The sequence below is a fragment of the Rossellomorea sp. ABR4_012 genome (assembly GCF_056159545.1).
This window is the reverse complement of the sequence record NZ_JBSWVK010000006.1, coordinates 28,124-43,662: the sequence shown is the minus strand read 5'-3', so window position 1 is coordinate 43,662 and position 15,539 is coordinate 28,124. Positions and strand designations below refer to the sequence as shown.

Genomic DNA, 15,539 nt, shown 5'->3' with positions numbered 1-15,539 from the left:
TTCCCATTTTTATGTGTTTCTGTATTATTTTATTACAATTTCAACTCTAAATCAATAGTTAATTTACGACTGCCTGGCGAAAGGTGATTCCTTCGTCAGGCAGTTTTTTTCGAGCGTAAGTTTCAGGTCAGGCACCTCGCCCCAACCCGACCAAAATAAAATGGCCCATCCCTTCAATACGTTAACGCACGTTGGGACGGGCCTTTCAGTTTAATTTTCTATAACACCCGGGACAAGGAAACCGAGCTTCAGTCCTTTTATACCTTCAAATCCCGCTTCCTGTAAAACCCAAAAGTAACCACACCAAGCACGAGGACCAGCCCAAAGGATATTCCTACAAACAAAGGATTCAGTCCTCCATCCAACACGTTCTTCGCATCGAAGTACTTAAACGGAGTAAAGTATTTCAGCCCTTCTATCTTTTCGCTTAAGTCGATCGCGAAGGACAGAATGAAGGTGGCAAGTAGAATGCTGGTTGCCAGGACGGATGCTTTCCCAGGCCGTTTGGTCACTGCAGCGACTGCAGTACCAATTACGATAAATAATACTTGGAGGATAACCATTCCAGTCATAAGGCTTCCGATATCGCCCATGACATTCCTATCTTCGGCATAGTGGCCGACGATTGCGATTGATACACCCCATGTAACAAGATTCAAAATCACCGCATTGGTTAAAGCCGCAAGCATCTTCACGGATACTACCTTCCCCCGTGTCACCGGCTTCACAAATAAGAATTCAACCGTCTTATCCCGTTCTTCTTTCGACAAGATGGTTGCCCCGAGCATCGCAGCATGAATGGTTGCCATCAGGATAATGTACAGAAATAGAAGGCCGTAGTATCCGACAGCGGTTGACAAATCCAGGCCGCCGCCCCCCATGAAGGATTGCATCGCTTTAGGCATACTCTCCATTAACTCATTCATTGACTGACCCGAAGACGTGAAAGCACCATATTCGCTCATCCCTGCGCCGATCAGCGCCGCCATCCCGATGCACCAGATGATCAATGATTTACGATGTGCCTTCAATTCTCTCACATACATATTCACGAACAATCCCTCCTTCTATACCGTTTGAATGTCCTTTTTCTTATACACGATGAAGCTCATGATTAAGGAAGAGATGATGATGGCAGCCCCTACTATCAAATAAGGCCATTCATAGACCTCTTCTTTCATTACATACGCATAATCCACATACTTAAATGGAGAGAAATAACGACCTGCTTCTTCCAGCCCTGCGACCATTCCAAGAACGAAGAATCCAAACACCACGCCAAGTGAGACACTGACAACGGATTTGATTTTAGGAAAAAGAACCGCCAGCAGCGTACCAAGTGCGAACATGATTAAACTGATGATCAATAAGCTCAGAGAGATTAATAGAAAAGCAGTCAAGCTGAATTCATCATTCGCCACCGCTTTCGCGATGATGACTGCAGCTGCCACATACACGATGTTGGTAAAAAGAATACTCGTCAATGCCGCCAGTAATTTGGAGAATAGAACCTTTGAACGCGTCACTGGTTTTGTGAAAAGAAAATCTGCCGTCTTCTCACGGATTTCCTTCGAGCTGATGGAAATGCCCAGCGTCATCGCTTGGATGGCCCCGCATAACGCAATATACATAAAGGTATATGAGTAGTACCCATTGACAGATCCAATGGTCTCAACCTGCAGCCCCAATGCTTTTCGAACGCCTTCAGGGAAACCTTCCAACGCTTTTTTGAATTCGTCGATCTCCTTTGCGATCGGCGGGAACATCGACATGAACAAAAGTGCAAGTCCGATTAGGGCAAGTGTCCACATGAGTGTATTTTTACGGTACGCCTTCAATTCATACAGATACATGTTCATGGAGGATCAGGCCTCCTTCTCGTAATAATGCATAAAGATTTCTTCCAGATCAGGTTCCTCTATCCACAGATTGGCAATGTCGATCTCAGCGATTTTCTTCATGACTTCATTTATATCGCCCCTGAATAAGAAGCTGATGTGATGACCACTAGATTCCAGATTATTCACGCCCGGCATATCAAAATAAGCAGATTCGATATCATTCTTCACTTCTATTTTGAATTTCTTATGATTGTTTTCCTTGAGTGTACTGATTTTCTCGACCTGGACAATTTCTCCTTCTTTAATGATCGCGACCCGGTCGCACATCCGCTGGACCTCACTCAGGATGTGAGAAGAAAATAAAATCGTCGCTCCTTTTCGGTTTTCTTCCTTCAACAAATCAAAGAATGTCTGCTGCATAAGCGGGTCAAGCCCGGATGTCGGTTCATCCAGAATAATCAATTTCGGTTCGTGAAGCAGTCCCTGGATGATCCCTACCTTCTTTTTGTTCCCGAGGGAGAGATCATCGATTTTCTTGGTAACATCTAAATCAAGCTTTTCTGCCAGCTCTTTGATTCTGTCGCTGCAGTCCTTCTTGTAAAAACTTGCAGAGTACTTTAGTAGATCCATCACCTTCATATTGTCGTAATAGAACACTTCCGATGGCAGGTATCCCACATCCTTTGCAATTTCAGGAGCATGCTCTACGCAGTCTTTCCCAAATATCTTCGCGCTTCCTCCTGTGGGTTGAATCAGAGAAAGAAGCGTGCGGATCGTCGTTGACTTACCTGCTCCATTTGGTCCAATGAATCCAAAGATTTCTCCTTCTTCCACGTTGAAGCTGATATCAGTGATGCCCCTTGATGAACCATATGTTTTGGTCAATCCATTGATTTCAATCACATTCATGTACTGCCGCCTCCCCTTTTTATTTATAAAACGACTTCTTGAGCAGCTCGGTATAAGAGTTTATTTCTGCAATGATTTCTTCTTTATCGATTTCTGCCACCGACATCGTCCTCACCTTCACCTGCTGCTGTTTCGCAAAACCTTCGAACGTCCAATAAATAATTTGGATCGCTTTTTCAACATCAATGCCTTCCCGAAACTTCGTCGCATCGATATTGCTGAATAGTTTGGTGAAGCTGCTGTCAATCAGTGATGCCTTTATTTTTTCAATTCCGTCTTTCACTTCCGGCGCATCTTCATGAAATGCACGATTCAGGAAGTTGATCAAATCAGGATACGTCGAAAACATCTCAAGTTTTATGAGAGAAACCTTTCGGATGATCTCGAATATGTCCCGCTCCTCCAAGTCGATTTTTTTATAGATCTTCTCAGCAAACATATCCGATAAATATTCATACAGTGACAAATATAACTCTTTCTTGCTTTTAAAATAATGAAAAAGAATGCCCTTTGAAATACCCGCTTCCTTCACAATCGCATTCGTGGATGCACGTTGGTAGCCATTCTCAGCAAATACCTTCGTCGCGGCATTGATGATCCTGTCTTCCTTTTCAGTATCTAAATTTAATGATTCGAACAAAATAAAAGGATCCCTCCTTTAGCTGGACAAACTATTGACCAATCTGGTCAATTCCATATTACACCTTTTGACCACCGTGGTCAATACCGAATTCAAAGGCCAAATTCAAAGGCCCGTCCCAGAGCACGTTAACGCGTTAACGTGCTCTGGGACGGGCCTTTAGATCAGGTACAGTACTCATTGACAATTTTGATTAGCCGCTCGTTGTTTTCAGAAGAAACGTTCTCTGATAATCTCGCTCCTGCTATGATTGGAGCCCACTCAAGTATTTCTTCCTTTGATAGACCGCTTCTCAGACAGTAGAGCCGCATATACAGTTCGGCGAGTTGTACTGAAACTTGTGAATAAAGTAGGTAGGTCCGGTATACGTCAGCTCGGATATCACCGCTGCTGGAATCAGTCCAGTCGATAATCGTGACTTTGTCATCCGATTTAATCAGATTATTCAGATGAAAATCCCCGTGGCAAAGTCTATTTTCGAATTTCATGGACATAAACTATTCAAGCAGTACAATCTTATATTTCTTCCCCAATCCCTTTGCAGATTCAATTTGCCGGGTCAACTTTTCACTCATGGGTTCAAGGGAATCAGCTTTCATTGAATGGATTCGCATTTGGATTTCGACAGAAAGCCCAATATATTGTTCTGCATTTTCCATGTCTTCAGAAGCGAGTTCTCCTAGCGTTTTTCCTTTAATATATTGCATGATGATTGCCTGTTTACCGTCTATTTTTGTGACGTTCAGTATTTCTGGTACAGAAAGTCCATACGAGTGGGCCAACATTTGCTTTTTTGCTTCATATACAGCTTCCCCATCAGGTAAATGGTCATCGAACAATTTCACCACTCTGTTCTCGTGAAGATAAATGTTTGCTGTATTTCCCGAAGCGATTGGTTTTACCAACTTCATTTGTATTCTCCTTTGCTACTTGCAGCATCCTAATGGATTACCATCAGGAACATAGAAAGTAAAACATTTTGTCCTTCCATGTCCCCCGATGGGATTCACTTATACCCGTTCGAATCAGCTTCCCCCGCAGGATATTCCATACGAAGAAATTCATATGTACCTCCATTCGTCTCCTGCATAAACGTTTCTATCTCTTTGAACCCTATCTTCCTGTAGACCTTGATGGCCCTTTGATTGAATGTGGCGACGGATAATGTGATTTTACCTGGTGTAAAGCGTGCTTTCACAAAGTTCAGCCCTGCAATCAGGAAATCCATTCCCATGCTTCTCCCGGTCAAATCCGGTCTCATACCAAGTCCTATATCATAAATCGCAGGAGCAACTTTGTTGACACTATAAAAACCAACGAATTCTTCCCCTTTATAAACGGCGAACACCTTATCTTCCCGTTCTTCAGGGTCCAAAAATTCAGCAAGGTCCTCTTCATCAGCTTCCATGTCGTAAAATGAGTATTTTCCGTCATAGTGCCAGTTGTATGCAATATCTTCAGCCTGTAGCTGAGTCATCTTTTCAAACCTGTATGTCACGTCAATCGCCTCTATTCTTTTACTCATGAAACAATCGAATCCAGAAGCTCCACCTTGACGTCACCAGGATTCCCGGGATCATTCTCCTTATCATATATCTCCAGATTCCAACCGTGATTCCAACGTTCAAGACCTTGTCCGGAAATCCACCGGTGCAGCTCTTCATAGCTCTTCCTTATCTGATCATTCGGTCCATGATGCATAATGGACGCGTAAGATTGAGGAGGAATAGTCAACGTCACCATTCCTTCAGGGATCTCACCATACTTACCTACCTGAACACCGATCCAATATCCATCTTCATCCGGAGTCGATTCCTCCACAACAAACGCCCCGATTTCCTGTCCATTGTGCAAGATATGCTTAACTTCGTTGACACGTTCCTTAAGTAATTGAGCTGCTTTAGGAATTTCTTCTACATACTTACCACCGTCACACAGGACACGAAAGCCGACGAGCTTAATTTCCTGAAAGGTTTTTATCGTTTTTTGATTGATTGTTTCTTTTGACATCTAAATCATCTCCTAATGCTACCTCAATGTTATTCAGTCGATCAGATCCTTGCACTACAATTAACAGATATCCTCAATGTAAAATCCAAATTGCCCGCTGACCCGACAAATAAAATGCATATAAAAATCATAATTTTATCCATTTCACTCAACACTTTATTTAGAATTTTCCGAACATTATTATATCACAAAAATGGGTATTTGTGGGATTTCTTTAAATTAATGGCCACGCCTTCAACATTCATTCCATTTCCATGTCAAAAAACTTTTGAATAGCATCTTAATTGACACCTTCCAGTCGTTAAAGTCGAACGCGGCGAAGTCTGTTCAAATCGATTTTTTTATGTCAGCCTATTGAAAATCCATCATTGCACTCCATTAAAAACCGATTAAACAAATTACTTTTATATGAATTAGAAACCTTTTATACTTATAATAATCCAGTGAAAGGAATGATAGAGAATGGGTAATCCCAACATGCGCGAACAATATGAAGAGTACATCTCAACATTTAAAAAGAAAGCTTCACCCGAGGTCCAAAACAAAATGAGTCAGGCAATCGCAGAATTAGAGGATTCAAACTCCGGGAAAGGGTTGTCTGCTGGGGACAAAATCCCATATTTCACGCTCCCGGATGCAACTGGTAAAGAAGTGAACATCAAAGAAGTATTACAAAAAGGCCCTGTCATCCTGACCTTCTACCGGGGAGGCTGGTGCCCTTATTGCAATATGGAATTAAGAGCATATCAACAATTACTTGATGAGATTCATGATGCCGGAGCCGAACTAGTGGCAGTCAGCCCGCAAACACCTGATGCTTCCCTGTCAACAAAAGAGAAAAATGAGCTGGATTATGTGGTACTGAGTGATGAAGGGAATAGAACGGCAGAAGACTTCAACCTGGTGTACAAATTGCCTCCTTATTTAGTTGAAATTTATAAAGAAAGAGGATTGGACCTGGAAAAAGCAAATGACAGTGATGAGTGGACGCTTCCAGTCTCAGCCACATTCATTGTCCAACAAGACGGAACCATTGCATACGAATATACCAAAGCAGATTATAAGGATCGTGCTGAACCGTCTGACGTAGTGGGAGAGCTTAAAAAATTGTCGTCAACAGGTCAATAAGCAATGCAGAAAAAAAGACTGAATTCATCAGAATTCAGTCTTTTTCTCTTCTTATTATGGAATTAATACCTCATCAATAACATGAATGACACCGTTGGAAGCCTGGATATCCGCTTTGACGACATTGGAATTATTGACGCGTACAGGGTCAAGTGAGATCGTCACCGGTTTCTTCCCAAGGGTTTCTGCCTGCATGCCATCTTTCAGATCAGTTGACAGTACTTTCCCCGATAAGACATGGTACAGCAGAATGTCCTTCAAGTCCTCCCTCGCTAATAATTCTTCCGCAGTGATACCCAGTTTCTTAAGAAGCTTATCAAACGCTTTATCCGTCGGAGCGAAGACCGTATAAGGCCCTTCACCCTTCAATGTCTCAACCAGGCCGGCTTTTTCCAAAGCAGCGGCCAGCGTCTTGAATTGTCCTGCTTCTACAGCTGTATCGACAATATCCTTATCAGCAGGGGCTTTGGTTTCAGCGGCCATCACACCATTTGTAAGTGAGATCAACATCATGAATACCGCCAACATCAATGCAACATGTTTCTTTTTCATCATCCTACCTCCTGTAATGAACGATGTAAACGATGAAAGAAGATTCGCTTTATTAATTCGTTCAGCAAAGTCTCTAAACGTTTACCCAACAGGTAGTATGTGTCTAATTTACATGTTTATCCAAAATTCCTTTTTATCTTTGTTTTACATTCATCAATCTGACCACGTTTGATTTTCCTGCCTATAATTGCTCCATACATTTTTCAATACGTTTCTTTATTGAAAGATACCTTGTATCTCCATCTATCGTCATATAAAAGCTTTTTAAAAAAATCTTGCTATTGAAAACCAGGAACCTGTAATGTTTAGCATCCAACTGTTCATTTCTGGCTTTTAATTCAGATGGTATATTTTGTATTAAAGCTTCCACCTCCTGCACGTCCAGGCCATTGTTCATCATTTCAACGATCGGGGTAACCACTCTTTCATCCTCTTGTTGAATATAGACGCTCTCGGATACCAACATCTTATTCCATAATGATAGAAGGATTTCATGAAAAAACCCCTTATCCAGCTTTGGATTTTTCACAAGTTCATCAAAGGTGTCAGCGACATGTGCAATACTATGGGCCCAGCCTTTCCCAGGAACATATCCCCTCAAATCCCTCTCATTGTTCATATACTGAATCAAATGACCTTTCACTAAACCAATTTGACTCTTTTCAAGGAAATGATCCTTGTTGTCCCTATATAAAATTAGAGCAATCAAAAGTGTAGTGAAGGCTCTTGTAAAAACGGTATCCGTTCCGTTTTCACCAATCCCCATAAATAATCGGTCATTTAAACTAATTTCCAATAAATTGATTAAGACTTCCGTTTCCAGTTGGTTCTGTTCAATGATCAATTGATAAAAACAGTTGTAAATCAACTGGTCTCTGAGTTCAGCATCGACACTACCAATATGGGTGATCATTGACTTTACAATTGAAAGTCTATCTACTTCCGACCAGCTTCTTTCACCTGATTTAATTGCCGTTAACATACATTTCAATTCACTTTCGTTCAAGATATCTTTACTTAATTGCAGATTCATAGACTTCCTCCTATTTTTCTAATTCTATTAATCAGAATGATTTCGCTTCTTTTACCGGTCAATACACAATAATGGTTGTACCAATTACTTGGTCCAACAGAGAGACAGCATGAAATGAATGAAAGATTAAAAAGAAGCTATTTCTCAGTAGAGAAAAGCTTCTTTGAAAGAGTGGTGGTGTGTGTATATCATCTATGCTGATCAATCAAAATAGGATTCCCATCCGGATCTTCAATCATCAGGCTTCCAGGCCCCTCACTCGTTTCATCTGCTTCAGTCAATAGTTTTATTCCTTTCGCCTTAATCTCTTTCTGAAGGTCTCTGACATCCGTAAAAGATTCAAGATTTTCAGCATTTTGATCCCAGCCGGGATTGAATGTAAGAATGTTCTTTTCAAACATCCCCTGGAATAATCCAATGATATGACTGCCATTCTTCAAAATCAGCCAGTTCTGGGAAATGTCTCCCCCTAGAGTTTTAAATCCAAGATTTTCATAAAACTCTTTGGATTTATGTATATCTTTTACATTAAGACTTACCGAGAATGCTCCTAGATCCATTTCTTCTCCTCCTGATATTGAAAATTCAGATAAACTGTAATTCAAGTGTACACGATTGAATGGGAGAAAACACCAATATTTTTAAAATTCCCTCAATTAGTGCTTAAGCCTATTCCATCAACCACATTTAAGATTACTTAGGGGTGCTTAGCCCACTTTTAATGACAAAGAGGGATTGCAACCTGTTCCCCGTGTTTTTAGCCTCTTTTTCGTATTCAATAAACAAGCTGACAAGCCCCAGCATACTATATTGGTGAACAAGAAATTCATTAACAGGAGGTGAGCTTTATGGTTTCTAACCACAGAAAATGTTCTTGCAGCGTTTTCGATATTTTCCTTGGAGTGCTGACTGGATTGATCTGGTTCCTGCTTGCGGCTTTAGAAGTAATTACAGACGCATTTGCATTGATCGGACTTACCGGCGGATTTGCTGATTTTGTAGCAATATTCATTGGGGTAGTAGGATTCTTAGCAATTGTGCTATTCGGATTCTGCCTATTCAAGAAAATTTGGCACTGCTGTTTCGGAAGAAGAAGAGGCGGCGGCGGTGGCGGCGGTGACTGCTAATGGATCATACTAGCATAATGCTAGATAGCTTGTCACACTCCAGTAACTGACGTACCACTCTAATTGTTTTTTCAGGTGCCCGTCCCTCACTGCGTTAAAGAAAAAACAGTGAGGGGCGGGCACCTGACATTTACTTCAGCTTACTTCTATTTTCTTTACATACACACTTTTTCCAGATCCTATATATATTATTAACTATCAAATCTATTAAATCGTAGTAGTACGAGCGATTACGACAATGAAGCCACTAAAAAATGAGATCATGTCCCATCATGAAAGCTTAATCACTCTATTAACTAAACCGTCATCTTCCAGCTGGAAAACGCAAGCCACCTCTCTTTTTCCTGATAATCGGGCATTATTTTCCCAACAAGCCGCCAAAAGGATCGATCGTGGTTCAAGTGAACCATATGGCACATTTCATGAACAACGACGTACTCGATGACTTCCTGAGGGGCCATCGCCAATCTCCAATTAAAGGTCAGATGCCTTCTTGAGTCACATGTCCCCCACGTGGTTTTACTGTCAGAAATACGAACGGATCGCGGTTTTCTTTTAAATCTGCTCTGATGAATCGAGATGCTTTTCTCTACTAAAGCTTTACACTGCTGATAATAGAAACGACTTAGAGCTTGCTTAATTTTCCCATCCTCAAACTCCCTTACATAGATAAGCAGTGTTTCTCCATCAAACACTACATGGTCTTGGATGATCGAGGAATGTTGATCGATTCTTATGGGGTATGTTTTTCCAAGATACAGGAACGGTTCCCCATGAGCATAGACCTTCTCCTGCGGGCCCGTCATCCTTTGCTCGTTCTCTTTTATTTTCTGCTGAATCATACCCCATCTTTCTTCCAGTAACCTAAGCACCGTTTCATCCGGAGTCCCTTTAGGTGCATGAACTTCTATCATTCCAAAGCTGTCGAGATAAATCCCGATGGATGTGCGGTTTTTGTATTTGATTAAAACGAAGTGTCTCGCTTGAATAAGTGTGGGTCATGTCCTTCATCATTTTATCCCCTATATTTTGTAATTAAAACTTTTGTGAAATGCAGTGTAGATCTAGATCGATTGCCCACGGCTTGTCTATATAGGTTGCATAGACCTTCGTCCAGGTTCCCAATATACTCGTAAGTGAAAAGTTTTGTACGTTCAATTATATCTAAAAACCGATATAAAAAAACTGCAGAAGAAATTTTGACACTCCCCAAAGTGGCAATCTTATAATAGATTACAAAAAGTTTCCTTTGAAGATAGTATGCAGTAACCTGTATAGAACTCCGCTGTTGGAGCCGTTATCCCCTTTCAACATTTCGTCCTCATGCCACTACCCCCGGCTGTTCCGGTTCAAAAAAAGATATCCTACCATCCCCAATAAAAGGACCTTCTGATTCTCCGGAAGTTGATCTGATATGTCTACGATATCATTATAGACGTCGCGAAAGATGTTGGTATATTCGTGCGGGAACAGGCCGTGGTAAAATCTTGCCCATAAATGCCCTTGTGAATCATGAAGGGTGAAATCCCCCGTAAAGCCGGAGCTTTTCACCTCCAGAAGTGTTTCACCACGGGTATCTTTCAACTCTCCCACAATGTTGACCATGCTTTTGAACTCTTCCTGTATGTATGATCCAACAGTCTTACCATCTGGGCCGGAGATTTCGACCACGCTTTGTTTGAAACCCTTTCTCCTGCAGGAAAATAAGACCTCTCCTTTACATGAGGTGAAATGAAGTTCAAACGGGAAAAATGTCAATAAAGAAGACTGATAGAAAATGAAAGGGTACGCCCACCAGGGAATCTTTTTAATATGAAAAGCGCCAATGAAACTGCCATTTTTTTCAAACGCAAGTAATCTCGGCAGCCAGCCAGCATCCTTCTTAATCACAAGGTGATCCAGATCGGTGATGCTGACAATCGATTCTGAAATGTCCGCAGCCTTTACCTTGTTGTATTTACTGCGGCTTGCAAATGCAATTCCGAGCATCATCATAGCCGGTAAGAGCAGCGCCACACCCTCCAGCCACTGCTCTGTCGACTCAGGTGTGGTATAGGCGATGAACCCTCCAGCTATCAACATAAGGGCAGCGAATACGATATAGGCAAGCTTTTCTCTCCGTTTATACATGCTGGCGATCATGTTTGATTCTCCTTTTTCATATATTTTACTATGAATCTCCTAAAAACTCCTTATACAAGCTATCCTGAAGAATGTCCGCTGCGTTCGTCCCGTCCACTCTTTCAACTTTAATCCGGATTCTCCAAATAGTCCGGCATGATAAGATGACCACCCTGTCCTGAAAAAATGGGATAATATTAAAGTTCTGGTTTTCATATGAGAATTCCACTGATTCTTGTGCAGGAAGATCTTCGATATGTAACACTTTAATATTTTTTTGTTCTGAACAGGCAGAAAGAGTGAGCAGCAGGATTGCCCTGATGGTGAGGGATTGCTTTTCATGGATAGGTCGACCACCTTCCAGTATATAGAAATTAGTTAATAGATATACGATAGATGGTCGGAATCGGTTCCAATTTCTCTTTAACCATTTAAAAAGCACCTATCCCTTGTTGGCAGGTGCTTTTTTACAGCAGTTTTGTAGAAAATGAAAAGACGGTACATCCGCTTTTCTGCTGAAAGTTCTGCCAAGCCCATGGCAAGAAAAATTCATGTTCTAAAATATTCCAACCAACTAAGCCAAGGACAATTTTTGTTCAACTTTTTGAAAAACGAAGAAACCGGGGATACGCAGCATAGGCAATGATTCCGCCTGCCAGACCTGCGATAAATAAAATCATGACGTTGAATAGAATATCTCCAGTGGTTCCATTTCGAAGGATGATTTCTTTGTACCCTTCGATTGCCCAGTACTGAGGAATTGCTTTACTGATGGTCTGCATGAAGTCCGGCATCAGTTCGACAGGAAGCCACAATCCCCCAAGCATCGCGCCTCCCAGTGCAATGATCTGGGTCAGAGCGATTCCCATATTCTCAGTTTTGACAAGAACGGAGAGGGCCATCCCCCAACCGGAAACGATAAAAGCCAGCATGATCGACAGGACTATGAGTGCAGCCGGGTCTCCTAAAGGAAGATCGTAAACAATGACACCGAAGCCGAATAATACAGAAATTTGAATCAATACAATGACCATAAAGGGAATCCACTTGCCAATAAAATAGTCTTTGATCGGAAGAGGGGTGCTGGCAATCCGCGCGACCATCCCTTTATCCCTATCCTTTACAAATACGACCACCATGCTAATCATGATATAGAATGCGAACATGATCGTGTAGCCAGGTATGATTTGAGTCACGACTTCTTTATAACTTGTATTCTCATCCCCTGAAAAAATGGCAACAAAAGCGACCATGAAGACAATGGGTAAGATAAAGGTCCAGAACCATAATCCCTTATCTTGAATATTCTTCTTTAATTCTGTCCGTGCAATGGACCACATCGGCGTTCCCTCCCTTTCTATGAATCTCGGAGCTGTGTTCCTGTCAAGTTGAAGAAAATATCTTCAAGCTTTGGATGATAAAGCTCCAGCCTTCGCGGTTCGATATTATGAAGGCGAAACTCTTCGATCAAACCTTGGAGTGCAGCAAGTGGTGTTTCACTTTCCAATAAAAACCCATCCCCTTTTGGCTCAACATGACCGTGAGTGGAAAGCATATCCCGATCCAGATGGTCCCCCGAAACAAATAAAGACGGTTTGTTGTGTTTATGAAGCAGTTCACCCATCTTCCCGCATTCTACGAGCTTCCCTTTATCAATTAGTCCGATACTGTCACATAATTGCTCCACTTCCTCCATATAGTGACTCGAATAGATGATTGTACTGCCGTCTGCTTTTAATTGATTGATGATGGAGAAAATCGAATTTCTCGATTGTGGATCGATTCCGACAGTAGGTTCATCCATGATGACAATCGAAGGATTATGGAGCAAGGCACAACCAATATTGAGCCTCCGTTTCATCCCCCCTGAAAACGTCAACACCTTGTCTTTCCCCCGTTCCTTCAACCCGATCTGCTCTAATACTTCTTCCGACCTGCGCTTTAAATCCTTCCCTTTCAAACCGTATAGACTCCCGAAGTAAGTCAGATTTTCTCTTGCAGTAAGCGTTTCTTCCAGACAAATATCCTGTGGTATGTAACCAATCCTCCGTTTCACCTTCAGCCGATCCTTAACGACTGAATCACCGTGGACCATGATATCCCCCTCAAAGCTTTGCAACACACCAGACAGCATCTTCATCAAAGTCGACTTTCCAGCTCCATTGGGTCCAACAAGGCCGAAACAACTTCCTTCTTCAATCGTAATATGAATCCCATCCAATGCTTGTATCACACCATACCGCTTACTTACGTTGACAACTTCAATCACTCAAAACACCCCTTTCATCACTTGATCTTCTACTAATATATTTTATTTAAATGAATATACGAATCTATTTTGGTAAAAGTTTCATTTAATTCTGAAGGTTGATACACAGACCTTCTTATTATGAGGAGTCGGCTTTAACAAAAAACAAACCTAAAAAGAACCGGTTTATAATGATTGGGCCGTTCAATTTCAATTTGGCAACATCGAGAGCCCCCCTTATTCGTCAGAAATAAATTATGTTAAGATAAAGAATACACAATCAGACTAGGAGAATGACCATGAAAAAGACTTTAGATCATATTGGCATTGCTGTCAGAAATATAAATGACACTATTCAATTTTACGAAAATGTACTCGGCGCTACCCTGATCGACCGTTACAGAAGCGATGCGAAAGGCGTCGAGAGCGAAATCGCAATTATGGACGTAGACGGGGCCAGGACTGAATTGCTTGCACCGACCAATAATGTGACATCACCGATTGCCCGTTTCATTAAGCAAAAAGGAAAAGGTGTTCATCATGTTGCCTATCGTGTGGATGACCTTGATGCTGCTTTGGCAGAACTGAAGGATCAGGGAATTCGCGTATTAGAGGATAGTCTCCGCACTAACAAACACGGCCGGCGATTGATATATTTAAATCCGGCTGATACAGAAGGGACGATTATTGAGTATTGTGATTATCCGTGATGATTCTGGCTATTCATCTTTAAAGGAAGTCCTTTCAAATAATTTCTTCTGATGAAAATGTCATCATAAATGATCAGGCTGAAATACGGGTTAAAGGACCTTGACCCGTTGAGGACATATAGAAGGGCAGGCTCCCTGATTTGGGGGAACCTGCCCTTTTTGATGATTTCTTCATGGTTGCTGTAAAAAGTTGATTATTTTAATCCATTTCTTGACTTACGTCCAGTTTTTCTTAAACACAACACAGTTATTTCGGGTTGAAGATGCACTTGGTAACGAGTTATGATCCATTTTCTGAATTTATGATCCATTCGACAAAAAATACGCGCCGTTTTCTGTATTTATGATCTTGTTAAGGAAAATACGATCCATTTTCGAAATATATGATCTTTTGATAATCATTCTAAACTGGGAGTGTGGATCTAACTCGATAATTGGAGTGCCAAGTTCAGGTAACTAACCAAGAGATATGCCTGATTGCTTAGATACTTTACCTTCTATCCCAATAATCTGTCAACGATTTTGACGATAAGATTGTATGATTTCAACGTATTGTGTATCTCCCAAGCCAAGGTCTTTGAAATTTTGGATTAGGGCAGGTACGAGCTCCTTAATCGGGACGTCTTGGTGCTTCTGAATATACAACATTAGATCACTATCTTTCTTTAAATAATTCAGATAAAGGTCAATCCCCTTCTTTAATGGGCTTGGTTGAACTTCCTGAGGGGTCGTTTTATGAATTAGAACGTGTTTGTAAAGTGGATCATATCCTTTTGCCTTTAGGTTGTAATGGCTTACAGGCTGAAAATCATCACCGACAAGCTGGAGGTCGATTGAACCTTTATTATCTGTTTGGTCTAACCAAGCAAGTATGGTGAGAAGATTGATTTGACAGAACATATCCTCATCAAACCATAGTGTTATGCGATCAAAATCTTCACTAAAAAGAGGCTGCAATGGCAGCAGGGTGACGTCAGCATATTGTGCCGGCGTTACATGATGAACGTTCGCACGTATTTGCGTGAATTCATCGGAAAATATATCCTCGTGAGCACCCCCATAACACATGGCCTCGTTAAAGGGAATCATCAAGTCGGGTTCAAGAAATTGTTTTTCTTTGAAATTGTTATACATTTCTGTTCCATTTAAAATATGTACTGTTCTTGTTCCAATCACATTGATTCCTCCTGTTCTATTTACATATATGTTGACTTCGTTCG

The 15,539-nt window shown here is 41.3% G+C and carries 16 protein-coding genes and 2 pseudogenes; 3 read left to right on the top strand and 15 right to left on the bottom strand.

The window, feature by feature from the left end; genetic code table 11:
* Window positions 1–257: 257 nt before the first annotated feature.
* From ACXAFV_RS20010 to ACXAFV_RS19980, 7 genes and pseudogenes are all read right to left on the bottom strand, one after another.
* Complete coding sequence (locus tag ACXAFV_RS20010; protein WP_475129247.1) at window positions 258–1,046, bottom strand: ABC transporter permease subunit; 789 nt, start codon at window positions 1,044–1,046, stop codon at window positions 258–260.
* A 21-nt stretch (window positions 1,047–1,067) separates the two neighbouring features.
* Window positions 1,068–1,859 carry an ABC transporter permease subunit gene (locus ACXAFV_RS20005; protein ID WP_475129050.1) on the bottom strand — a complete coding sequence of 264 codons (792 nt, stop codon included), beginning with the start codon at window positions 1,857–1,859 and terminating at the stop codon, window positions 1,068–1,070.
* 6 nt (window positions 1,860–1,865) lie between these two features.
* Window positions 1,866–2,750: an ABC transporter ATP-binding protein gene (locus ACXAFV_RS20000; protein ID WP_475129049.1), complete on the bottom strand. Its 885-nt coding sequence runs from the start codon at window positions 2,748–2,750 to the stop codon at window positions 1,866–1,868.
* A 19-nt stretch (window positions 2,751–2,769) separates the two neighbouring features.
* Entirely contained in the window at window positions 2,770–3,390 is a 621-nt protein-coding gene (locus ACXAFV_RS19995; protein ID WP_475129048.1) for a TetR/AcrR family transcriptional regulator, read from the bottom strand.
* Between the two features lie 164 nt (window positions 3,391–3,554).
* Window positions 3,555–4,301, bottom strand: a pseudogene (locus ACXAFV_RS19990) (phosphotransferase family protein).
* A gap of 95 nt (window positions 4,302–4,396) precedes the next feature.
* Window positions 4,397–4,915 (bottom strand): GNAT family N-acetyltransferase, encoded by a 519-nt coding sequence (locus ACXAFV_RS19985; protein ID WP_475129046.1) that lies wholly within the window; start codon window positions 4,913–4,915, stop codon window positions 4,397–4,399.
* A complete protein-coding gene (locus ACXAFV_RS19980) occupies window positions 4,912–5,400 on the bottom strand; it encodes a GyrI-like domain-containing protein (RefSeq protein WP_475129045.1) in 489 nt (162 codons plus the stop codon). The genes ACXAFV_RS19985 and ACXAFV_RS19980 overlap by 4 nt, the downstream gene beginning before the upstream one ends.
* 462 nt (window positions 5,401–5,862) lie before the next feature.
* Between ACXAFV_RS19980 and ACXAFV_RS19975 the strand changes: the two genes are divergently transcribed.
* Window positions 5,863–6,528, top strand: coding sequence for a peroxiredoxin-like family protein (locus tag ACXAFV_RS19975; protein WP_475129043.1), 666 nt, complete (start codon window positions 5,863–5,865; stop codon window positions 6,526–6,528).
* A 54-nt stretch (window positions 6,529–6,582) separates the two neighbouring features.
* On the opposite strand, the gene ACXAFV_RS19970 is transcribed toward ACXAFV_RS19975, so the two are convergent.
* The 3 genes from ACXAFV_RS19970 to ACXAFV_RS19960 form a co-directional block, all read right to left on the bottom strand.
* Complete coding sequence (locus tag ACXAFV_RS19970; protein ID WP_475129042.1) at window positions 6,583–7,080, bottom strand: fasciclin domain-containing protein; 498 nt, start codon at window positions 7,078–7,080, stop codon at window positions 6,583–6,585.
* A gap of 181 nt (window positions 7,081–7,261) precedes the next feature.
* On the bottom strand, window positions 7,262–8,113 hold the full coding sequence (locus ACXAFV_RS19965; protein WP_475129041.1) for a DUF2785 domain-containing protein: 852 nt from the start codon (window positions 8,111–8,113) through the stop codon (window positions 7,262–7,264).
* 188 nt (window positions 8,114–8,301) lie between these two features.
* Entirely contained in the window at window positions 8,302–8,673 is a 372-nt protein-coding gene (locus tag ACXAFV_RS19960) for a VOC family protein (RefSeq protein WP_475129040.1), read from the bottom strand.
* A gap of 288 nt (window positions 8,674–8,961) precedes the next feature.
* Here ACXAFV_RS19960 and ACXAFV_RS19955 point away from each other — a divergent pair, with 288 nt between their 5' ends.
* Entirely contained in the window at window positions 8,962–9,240 is a 279-nt protein-coding gene (locus ACXAFV_RS19955; protein ID WP_475129039.1) for an ABC transporter, read from the top strand.
* Window positions 9,241–9,536: 296 nt separating this feature from the next.
* Here the strand turns inward: ACXAFV_RS19955 and ACXAFV_RS19950 are convergent.
* The 4 genes and pseudogenes from ACXAFV_RS19950 to ACXAFV_RS19935 form a co-directional block, all read right to left on the bottom strand.
* Window positions 9,537–10,242: pseudogene (locus ACXAFV_RS19950) on the bottom strand (M48 family metallopeptidase).
* Between the two features lie 327 nt (window positions 10,243–10,569).
* Entirely contained in the window at window positions 10,570–11,382 is an 813-nt protein-coding gene (locus ACXAFV_RS19945; RefSeq protein WP_475129038.1) for an LURP-one-related/scramblase family protein, read from the bottom strand.
* Between the two features lie 575 nt (window positions 11,383–11,957).
* Window positions 11,958–12,701 (bottom strand): ABC transporter permease, encoded by a 744-nt coding sequence (locus tag ACXAFV_RS19940; RefSeq protein WP_475129037.1) that lies wholly within the window; start codon window positions 12,699–12,701, stop codon window positions 11,958–11,960.
* 17 nt (window positions 12,702–12,718) lie between these two features.
* A complete protein-coding gene (locus ACXAFV_RS19935; RefSeq protein WP_475129036.1) occupies window positions 12,719–13,630 on the bottom strand; it encodes an ABC transporter ATP-binding protein in 912 nt (303 codons plus the stop codon).
* 278 nt (window positions 13,631–13,908) lie between these two features.
* Here ACXAFV_RS19935 and ACXAFV_RS19930 point away from each other — a divergent pair, with 278 nt between their 5' ends.
* Window positions 13,909–14,319, top strand: coding sequence for a VOC family protein (locus ACXAFV_RS19930; protein ID WP_475129035.1), 411 nt, complete (start codon window positions 13,909–13,911; stop codon window positions 14,317–14,319).
* A gap of 513 nt (window positions 14,320–14,832) precedes the next feature.
* Here ACXAFV_RS19930 and ACXAFV_RS19925 read toward each other — a convergent pair.
* Window positions 14,833–15,495 (bottom strand): AraC family transcriptional regulator, encoded by a 663-nt coding sequence (locus ACXAFV_RS19925; protein WP_475129033.1) that lies wholly within the window; start codon window positions 15,493–15,495, stop codon window positions 14,833–14,835.
* Between the last annotated feature and the right edge of the window lie 44 nt (window positions 15,496–15,539).

What these genes read in the sequence shown, in the direction of transcription:
- ACXAFV_RS20010 (WP_475129247.1), bottom strand. Translation starts at nt 1,046, where the DNA reads ATGTATGTGAGAGAATTGAAGGCACATCGTAAATCATTGATCATCTGG.
- ACXAFV_RS20005 (WP_475129050.1), bottom strand. Translation starts at nt 1,859, where the DNA reads ATGAACATGTATCTGTATGAATTGAAGGCGTACCGTAAAAATACACTC.
- ACXAFV_RS20000 (WP_475129049.1), bottom strand. Translation starts at nt 2,750, where the DNA reads ATGAATGTGATTGAAATCAATGGATTGACCAAAACATATGGTTCATCA.
- ACXAFV_RS19985 (WP_475129046.1), bottom strand. Translation starts at nt 4,915, where the DNA reads ATGAGTAAAAGAATAGAGGCGATTGACGTGACATACAGGTTTGAAAAG.
- ACXAFV_RS19980 (WP_475129045.1), bottom strand. Translation starts at nt 5,400, where the DNA reads ATGTCAAAAGAAACAATCAATCAAAAAACGATAAAAACCTTTCAGGAA.
- ACXAFV_RS19975 (WP_475129043.1), top strand. Translation starts at nt 5,863, where the DNA reads ATGGGTAATCCCAACATGCGCGAACAATATGAAGAGTACATCTCAACA.
- ACXAFV_RS19970 (WP_475129042.1), bottom strand. Translation starts at nt 7,080, where the DNA reads ATGAAAAAGAAACATGTTGCATTGATGTTGGCGGTATTCATGATGTTG.
- ACXAFV_RS19965 (WP_475129041.1), bottom strand. Translation starts at nt 8,113, where the DNA reads ATGAATCTGCAATTAAGTAAAGATATCTTGAACGAAAGTGAATTGAAA.
- ACXAFV_RS19960 (WP_475129040.1), bottom strand. Translation starts at nt 8,673, where the DNA reads ATGGATCTAGGAGCATTCTCGGTAAGTCTTAATGTAAAAGATATACAT.
- ACXAFV_RS19955 (WP_475129039.1), top strand. Translation starts at nt 8,962, where the DNA reads ATGGTTTCTAACCACAGAAAATGTTCTTGCAGCGTTTTCGATATTTTC.
- ACXAFV_RS19945 (WP_475129038.1), bottom strand. Translation starts at nt 11,382, where the DNA reads ATGATCGCCAGCATGTATAAACGGAGAGAAAAGCTTGCCTATATCGTA.
- ACXAFV_RS19940 (WP_475129037.1), bottom strand. Translation starts at nt 12,701, where the DNA reads ATGTGGTCCATTGCACGGACAGAATTAAAGAAGAATATTCAAGATAAG.
- ACXAFV_RS19930 (WP_475129035.1), top strand. Translation starts at nt 13,909, where the DNA reads ATGAAAAAGACTTTAGATCATATTGGCATTGCTGTCAGAAATATAAAT.